Genomic DNA, 7523 nt, shown 5'->3' with positions numbered 1-7523 from the left:
GTGCTTTCGGGGGTGTTAGCCCGGCTGGCCCGGCAGCTTCACGTCGCCCCGTTCGCCCTTGGCCACCAGCGAGGCCAGGGTCAGGTCGCCCGTGACGTTCAGCGTGGTCCGGCACATGTCCAGGAAGTGGTTCACGCCCAGGATCAGGCCGATGCCGATGGGGTTCACCCCGACCATCGCGCAGATCAGCGCCACCACCGGCAGCGAACCGGACGGCACGCCGGCCGTGCCGATGCCGCCCAGGATGCAGACCAGCATCACCATGAACTGCTGGCCCAGCGACAGGTCCACGCCGAAGAACTGGGCCAGGAAGATCACCGTCACGCCCTCGAACAGCGCGGTGCCGTTCTGGTTGGCGGTGGCACCGACGGTCAGCACGAAGCGCGACACCGTGCGCGGCAGGCCCAGCTTCTCGTCGGCCACGCGCAGCGCGGTGGGCAGGGTGGCGTTGCTCGACGCGGTGGAGAACGCCATCACCATCGCTTCCTGCGCGCCGCGGAAGAACGTCAGGGGCGAGTAGCCGGCCAGCTTCAACGCCACCGAATAACTGACCAGCAGGTGCAGGCCCAACGCCAGCACGACCACACCCACGTAGGCGCCCAGTCGAAGCAGCAGGTCGAAGCCGAAGATCGCGGCGAGGTTGAACATGAAGCAGGCCACGGCGTAGGGCGCCAGGCGGATGACCAGACCGATCAGCGTCATCGAGATCTCGAACACGCCCTCGATGCCGCGCTTCAGGATGCCGGTGTTCTCCGAGGGGGTCAGCACCAGGCCGATGCCGAACATCACCGCGAAGAACATCAGCGACAGGATGGCGGCGTTGCTCGACGCCGCACCGATCACGTTGTCCGGCACGATGGACAACAGCATGTCCATGCCGGTCGGCTGGCTGCCGACGCTGGCGACGATTTCCTTGGTGCGCTCGGCGTTCTCGGCGATCAGCTGCTGCGCCAGCGCGGGATCCACGCCCACGCCGGGCTTCAGCAGGTTGACCAGCAGCAGGCCTAGCAACACCGCCACGGCGGACAACAGCACGGTGTAGGCCAGCGTCTTCCAGCCGATGCGGCCGAGTGCGCGGATGTCGCCCATCTCGGCGATGCCGCAGACCAGCGCCGAGAAGAGCAGCGGCACGATCAGCATGAAGATCAGGTTGAGGAAGATCTTGCTGAAGGGCGTGGTGACGTACTTGGTGACGTCCTGCACCCAGCCCGCGTCGCCCTGGCCGGTGGCATGCACGATGAGGCCGACGATCAGGCCAACGCCGAAGCCGATGGCCATCTTCCAGTGCAGCGGGAGTCTGGCGCGGGTGGCGGGCGTGGCGTCGGTCATCGGCGGGTCCTGCAAGGGCAAAGTCCGGAGCTTAGCAAACCACATGGCCCCGTGACGCCGCGACCCGTTTAGACAACGCTCGGAAAGCTTGGATACGCATTCATGACGTCATTGCCCCTTCACCCCGAGGCGATAACCTGAACTACGGAATTCCTTACTGGGAACCTCCCGCAAAGGTCGCTATTCGCTCCACATACAATTGCATCAGCTTGTAATCTGCACCTGACAAGCTGTACTTCCTGACATACTCGTTGAAAGGCACGAGCACGTCGCACGCCCCGGTAAGCAGGCAATTGTCCATCTGGAAATTTGCAGACGGACCACAGTAAGCGCCTCTAGAGCAGGCATAAGCCTGCGCCGCAAGCGACTTGATGGTGGCCCTGTCTTCCGGGGAGTAGGCACCTCCGAAGATCTCACTATCGACCTGCCGAATGGACTCGCTGTCCGAGCTAACGAGCGCATGCGCCGCGCGCCGGACCGACTCACTATCGGCCGCAGCATCCTTGAGGATATCGACGGCGATCTGGGCATCGGATGCGCTCAGTCTTCCCCCCGCGTCAGCCATGGCGTCGTACATCTGAGCGACCCTGTCGCCTTGGCTCGCGAGCACATTCATACGCGCCTGCATGTTTGCCACCAGCTTCTCCGCACGCGCATCAAGGTCAGTCCTGTTCCCGCAGAATTTCCCACGCTCGGCATACCTGCGTTTCCACGCTTCTTCTGACCGGACAGCAGCCGGAACAATCCTGTCTATCCCCTGCTCCGCCGGCATGTAGAGCAATTCGCACCCGGAAAGAATTTCGTTCACGGCCAATATGTACTGCGCGCTACCCTTCTCGGCCTCTGGCAGCAATTCGCCAAGTGCCAGTTCCTTGGTTTTTGAGGAATTGAGAATACTTGAGATTGAACTCGCGCCCTGATTCTGTGCTGCCGGTGAAGACGACTTCGCGCTGTGAGGCACACTGTCGTCTTTGGACGATACTTGATGTGAGGCTTCAGCCGTCTGGTCGCTTTCTCTTTGTGCCAAGAAGACAACGCCAGTCACCGCAACGGCGATCAATGCCGCAATACCAATAGTCTTCCTCATGTCACCCTCCACAGCCAGGCTTTACGGTCTCGCGCATTCCATCGGTCGCGCGATACTCCGAGTCTGTCCTTTCATAGAGGCCACCGGTTCCCACGTCTCCAACCCAGAACATGAGCATTACAGTACCGCCATCCATCCTGAACCTCGCATCTGCCGATATCTGTGCAAAAGGGGCCGCAGGATTCTTGGATGCTTGCCAAGCCCTGTAGGCTGCCCACGCAGCCTGCTCTCGTGATGTTGCGTCACCAGGACAGCCAGCAATAGCAAATGCCGCTGAAGGAGGCTCTGGATAACCTCCTTCTCCACCCACCCCTCCGTCCCAGTTTCCACCCTCTCCTACCCCCCCGTCATCCACAAACTGGCAATCATTCATGTATTCCGTATTGGTGTAGGTCTCGCCATTGGGCCCGTGCGATGTAGTCTCCAGTTTAATTACTGAACAAGTGACATCAACAGCCTCTGCTTCCCAGCTGAAAGACAAGTATAAAAAATCGCAATCACCATCCATTTCATCAGTCACTCCTTGTGTTAACCGAGCAAAATCCAACATCCAGCCAACGCGCGGTACGTTTCGCACAGTCGGATTAGCTCGTCAATCACTTCCTGGAAGTAAGTAGATTTACCTGCTGAGTGCACCTTGGTCGCGTAGACCGATCACCTCAATGATGGAGGGTCATGGGTATAGCGGCGGCAGCAGTTCGTCCCTAGCGACCGCCTTTGGCGTGCACCACTGCGGGCCACCGCGGAAGGCTTCGCGCAACGCCGCCCGCGCCTGCGCGGCATCGCCGCCCGCCCAGCGCGCGCGGCGCAGCAGCTCCACCGCGCCACGCTGGGACGCCGTGGCGAGCCGGCGATGCAGATCGTCGAGGTCGACCGCGGCCGGGCGTGCCATGCCGCGCAGCACGTCCTCGATGTCGTCGAGCTCGCCCGCATCCAGTGCGCGCTTGAGGTCGGCCGCGGTGTGGGTGGCGGGTGCAGTCACCGGCGCGCCCGCCTGGGCGTGCGCACGGGTGCGAGGACCCGACGAGGTGCCTGCACGCCGCGTCAGTGCCCACAGCAACGTGATCAGCCACAGCACCGCGAAGCCCGCGGCCAGCCACGGCCACAGATGGGAAGGGACGCGCCGTTCGCCTTCCAGCAGGATGTCGTCATCCGGTCCCGCGGGCAGCGTGGCGGCACCGCGCGCTGCGCCCGCGACGGGCACGGACGACGGCGATCCGGTTCCGACGACGACCGGCAGGGTCAGGTCGGGCAACGTCGCGCGCCGCGCGGCCCCCGCGCGCACGTCCCACCACGCCATTGCCGTACCGGGGACCACCAGCCTGCCCGCCTGCGACGGCACCACCGAGTAGCGGCGCGTCAGCGTCACCTGCGGCGTGCCACCCACGAAGCGCTCGTCGAACTGCGGCGGTTCGGCGAAGACCTGCGCACCGGGAATCGATGGTGTCGGCAGTTCCGGCAACTGCGCCTGCGTCGCGCCGACGACCGTGGTCTCGATGGTGAGCGTACCCGCTTCGCCGGTGCGCAATTGTTGCGGCACGGCGGTGTAGCGCATCCGCAGGTCGCGCACCGGCAGCCAGGGCTGCGGTGCACCTGCCGGCTGCGGACGCACCTGCAACGTGCGGGGCGCACCGGTGATATTGACCTGGCGACTGTTGCCGCCCAACAGGTCGTCCATCCAACCACCGGCGCCCCGCCCTTCGAAGCGCGCACCCGGCAGGATCAATGCACCGCTGCGCTCGGGCACCAGCAGGAAGCGGCGCTCGGCCGTGCTGTAGCGCCGTCCGTCGATCTCGCGGCTGGACTGCACGATCTCGCCCACGCGCTGCAGCAGCGCGCCGTCGGGCGGATCCAGATCGAGCTGCCCCGATACCAGCGGCGTCGCGTAATACAGGCGTACGGTGACGCCGACCGACTGCTGTACATAAGGGTTCGGATCGTCCACCTCGGTTTCGACGAACACCAGGCCGTTGGATGCCGCGCGCGCGGTCGCCGTGGCGCTCACCTCCAGGGTCAGCGGCGCGGTGCGCTCGTTGCCCACCTGCAGCGCGGGGATGGCCAGCGTGCCCGCGCGCCGCGGACGCAGGGTCAGCGAGAACGTGGTGCTGGCGCTCATGCGTCCGTTCACCATCCGCACGCTGCGGCTGTCGGACTGGCCTTCCACTTCGAAGTCGCGCATCAGTGGCGTGAGGTCCGGCGTGGCGGACACCGCATCGGTTTCCACGTTGAGCGTGACCGCCTGGCCGAGCGTGACCTGCGGCTGCTCCAGCCAGGCACGCGTCGCGGCGAGCAGCGACACCGGCCAGATCAGCAGTACGACCAACGGGATGCAGATGCGGTGCTTCATTGCCCTTCCTTCTGCCGGCGTTCGTGTTCGAGCCGGAACTTCGCCTTGAGCAGCGCGCCGGGTTCGTCCGGCACGCGTTTGAGCCACGCTTCGACGGCCTGCCGGCGCTCGCGCTGTTCCGCGGTTTCGGCCTGTACCGCAGCCCCATCCGATGGCGTCTTGCCGGCGCGTTGCCCGCCCTGCTCGCCCATCGCGGCGCGCATGCGTTCGCGCTGCGCGGCATCGGCGGCGGCCTGTGCGGCGGGGTCGGGCGAGGCTTCGAGCGGCGTGCGCTGAGGCGCTGCGCTCCTCGGCGCTTGCGCCTTGCCGGGCTCGCCCGAGGACGACGTCGATGCTTCCTGCGATGCGGCGTCATCCTGCTGACGATTCGGGTTCTTTCCGTCGGATGGGTCGGCCTTCGCACCCGATGACGCCTGGTCGCCACCACCTTGCTGCCCGGGCTTACCCTGCCCGTCGCCCGGCGAAGGTGGCCGCTTGCGCGCGGCGTCGACAGGGGCGCGATTGGCGATGGCGTCCGCCATGCCAGGCTGCAGGCGCAGCGCGCGGTCGTAGGCAGCCACCGCATCGTCGTAGCGCTGCTGCTTCGCCAGCGCATTGCCGAGGTTGTACTGGCCCTCGGCGGTGTCGATGCCGGCGAACGCCTTTTCGGCGGCCGGATAGTCGCCCTGGCGATAGGCTTTCGCGCCCTCTTCAAGGCGCGCATGCGTGGCCTGGTCGCCGCGCTGCCACCAGTCGATGCCCGCGGCGCGCGCGGGCGACGCCACCGGAAGCCACAGCGCACCCACCAGCACTAGCGCCGCACCGCGACGGAACCACAGCAATGCGAGCGTCATCAGCGGGATCAGCAGCCAGTAGCCTTCATCGCGCCATGCCTTGCCGCCGCCGTGTGTGGTCGACGTGCCCACCGTCTCCAGCGCGGGCGATGCGACGCCGAGCGCAGCGAGATCGGCGTTGTCGGCTGTGGCAGGCGCATAACGACCGCCGCCGGCCGTGGCCAACGCGCGCAGCGATGACGCGTCCAGCGCCGCATGGCCTATCGTGCCGTCGCTACCGCGATAGGCCGCGCCGGTCGAGGTGCCGATCCCGAGCACGGACACGGCGTAGCCTTTCGCGCGCGCATCCGAGGCCGCCCTGGATGCGTCGCCGTTCGCGCGATCGGTGAACACGAGGATGTCCCCGTTGCGGAAATCCGCCTGCGACAGCAGGCGCGCCGCCCAGGCGATGCCGCGATCGGCCCGCTGGCCATCCACGGGCATGATCTCCGGCGACAACTCGTCGAGATACAGGCGGATGTTGCCCGCATCGTCGGTCAGCGGCGCGACCGTGAACGCATCGTCCGCATACACCACCAGTGCCACCGGACTGCCCGCGCGCGCATCGAGCAGGCGCGCCAGCTTCGCCCGCACCTGCAACAGGCGCGAGGGCGGCAGGTCCGGCGTGGTAATCCGGCTGGACAGATCCAGCACGACCACCAGCGGCCGCTGGGCCTGCCATAGTGGCTGATCGGCCTGTCGCCAGCTGGGGCCCGCCAATGCCAGGACGGCCAGCACGTACGCCAGGATGGCCGCGACCAGGCCGGTGCGGGCCCGCGCGCCGCCACGCACCAGCAGGTGCGGCAGCAGGTGCGCGTCCACATGGTCTCGCCAGGCATTGTCGCGGCGGCGGCGCACGCGCCACCACGCACCCAGCAACGGCAAGGCCAGCAGCGCCCACAACCATTCGGGCCGCAGGAAATGGAAGGCCGGCCAGAAAGCGCTCATGCGCGCCTCCGTGGCAGCAGGAATGCCAGCAGCGCAACCGCCCATGCGGCGACCAATGGCCAGGCGTAACGCTCCACGCGGGGACGCACGGCCTTGCCGGGCTGCTCGACCGGCTCCAGGCGGTCCAGTTCGGCATAGATGCCGGCGAGTTCGTTCGTGTCGCGCGCGCGGTAGAAGCGTCCCCCGGTCTGTGCGGCGACATCGCGCAGGGTCGCTTCGTCGATATCCTCCGGCGAGCTGGCTGGCATCGGCAGGGGAATGCCGAACAGCCTCACTCCGCCATCGCTGCCGAAGGCGATGGTGTGGATGCGCACCCGTTCCTCCTTGGCCAGTTCCGCCGCCTTCTGCGGCGTCAGCACGCCCGCGGAGTTCACCCCATCGGTCAACAGGATAAGGACACGCTGGCCTTCCTGCTGGGTGCGCAGTCGGCGCACCGCCAGTGCAATGGCGTCGCCGATCGCGGTCTCGCGTCCGGCCAGCCCGGCCACCGCATCGCGCAACTGCTCGCGCACCGTCTGCAGGTCGCGCGTCAGCGGGGTCATCGCGTAGGCGCGCTGGCCGAACCCCAGCAGGCCGACACGGTCGCCTTCGCGGCGATCGAGGAAGTCGGCCAGCACGGCCTTCGCCGCCGTCAGCCGGTCCACGACCGCGCCACCCAGTTCCATGTCGGGCTCGGTCATGCTGCCGGACAGGTCGACGGCCAGCATCAGGTCGCGCCCGCTCGCCGGCGGCGTGACGGCGTCGCCGAACTGCTGTGGCCGGGCCACGGCGGCGCACAGCAGGAACCACCCCAGCCAGGCCAGTGCCAAGCCCCGCCCCGCCAGACCACGCCCACCTTGCGCGGCGATCGCCTGCACGGCACGCCCGTAGGGCACTCTCAACGCATCGGACTGCGCGCGACGCGGGGGCCAGGCCCATCGCACCAACCACGGCAACGGGAACGCCAGCCACGCCCACGGCCAGGCGAAGCCGGCGTAGCCGTCCTGCAGCCAATGCAATG

Annotated in this window: 5 protein-coding genes; all 5 read right to left on the bottom strand. The window is 67.0% G+C overall.

Features of this window, described 5'->3' with window-relative positions:
• Positions 1-15: 15 nt before the first annotated feature.
• Positions 16-1329: a dicarboxylate/amino acid:cation symporter gene (locus CSC76_RS04180; protein WP_162108781.1), complete on the bottom strand. Its 1314-nt coding sequence runs from the start codon at positions 1327-1329 to the stop codon at positions 16-18.
• A gap of 154 nt (positions 1330-1483) precedes the next feature.
• Positions 1484-2416: a hypothetical protein gene (locus tag CSC76_RS04175; RefSeq protein ID WP_162108780.1), complete on the bottom strand. Its 933-nt coding sequence runs from the start codon at positions 2414-2416 to the stop codon at positions 1484-1486.
• 673 nt (positions 2417-3089) lie between these two features.
• Entirely contained in the window at positions 3090-4763 is a 1674-nt protein-coding gene (locus CSC76_RS04170) for a BatD family protein (RefSeq protein ID WP_162108779.1), read from the bottom strand.
• Complete coding sequence (locus CSC76_RS04165; protein WP_162108778.1) at positions 4760-6523, bottom strand: VWA domain-containing protein; 1764 nt, start codon at positions 6521-6523, stop codon at positions 4760-4762. The genes CSC76_RS04170 and CSC76_RS04165 overlap by 4 nt, the downstream gene beginning before the upstream one ends.
• Complete coding sequence (locus tag CSC76_RS04160; protein ID WP_425500833.1) at positions 6520-7521, bottom strand: vWA domain-containing protein; 1002 nt, start codon at positions 7519-7521, stop codon at positions 6520-6522. The genes CSC76_RS04165 and CSC76_RS04160 overlap by 4 nt, the downstream gene beginning before the upstream one ends.
• Between the last annotated feature and the right edge of the window lie 2 nt (positions 7522-7523).

This window comes from Pseudoxanthomonas mexicana (assembly GCF_010093385.1).
GTDB classification, from domain to species: Bacteria; Pseudomonadota; Gammaproteobacteria; order Xanthomonadales; family Xanthomonadaceae; genus Pseudoxanthomonas_A; species Pseudoxanthomonas_A mexicana.
This window is presented reverse-complemented; position numbering and strand designations above follow the sequence as displayed.

What these genes read in the sequence shown, in the direction of transcription:
- CSC76_RS04180 (WP_162108781.1), bottom strand. Translation starts at nt 1,329, where the DNA reads ATGACCGACGCCACGCCCGCCACCCGCGCCAGACTCCCGCTGCACTGG.
- CSC76_RS04175 (WP_162108780.1), bottom strand. Translation starts at nt 2,416, where the DNA reads ATGAGGAAGACTATTGGTATTGCGGCATTGATCGCCGTTGCGGTGACT.
- CSC76_RS04170 (WP_162108779.1), bottom strand. Translation starts at nt 4,763, where the DNA reads ATGAAGCACCGCATCTGCATCCCGTTGGTCGTACTGCTGATCTGGCCG.
- CSC76_RS04165 (WP_162108778.1), bottom strand. Translation starts at nt 6,523, where the DNA reads ATGAGCGCTTTCTGGCCGGCCTTCCATTTCCTGCGGCCCGAATGGTTG.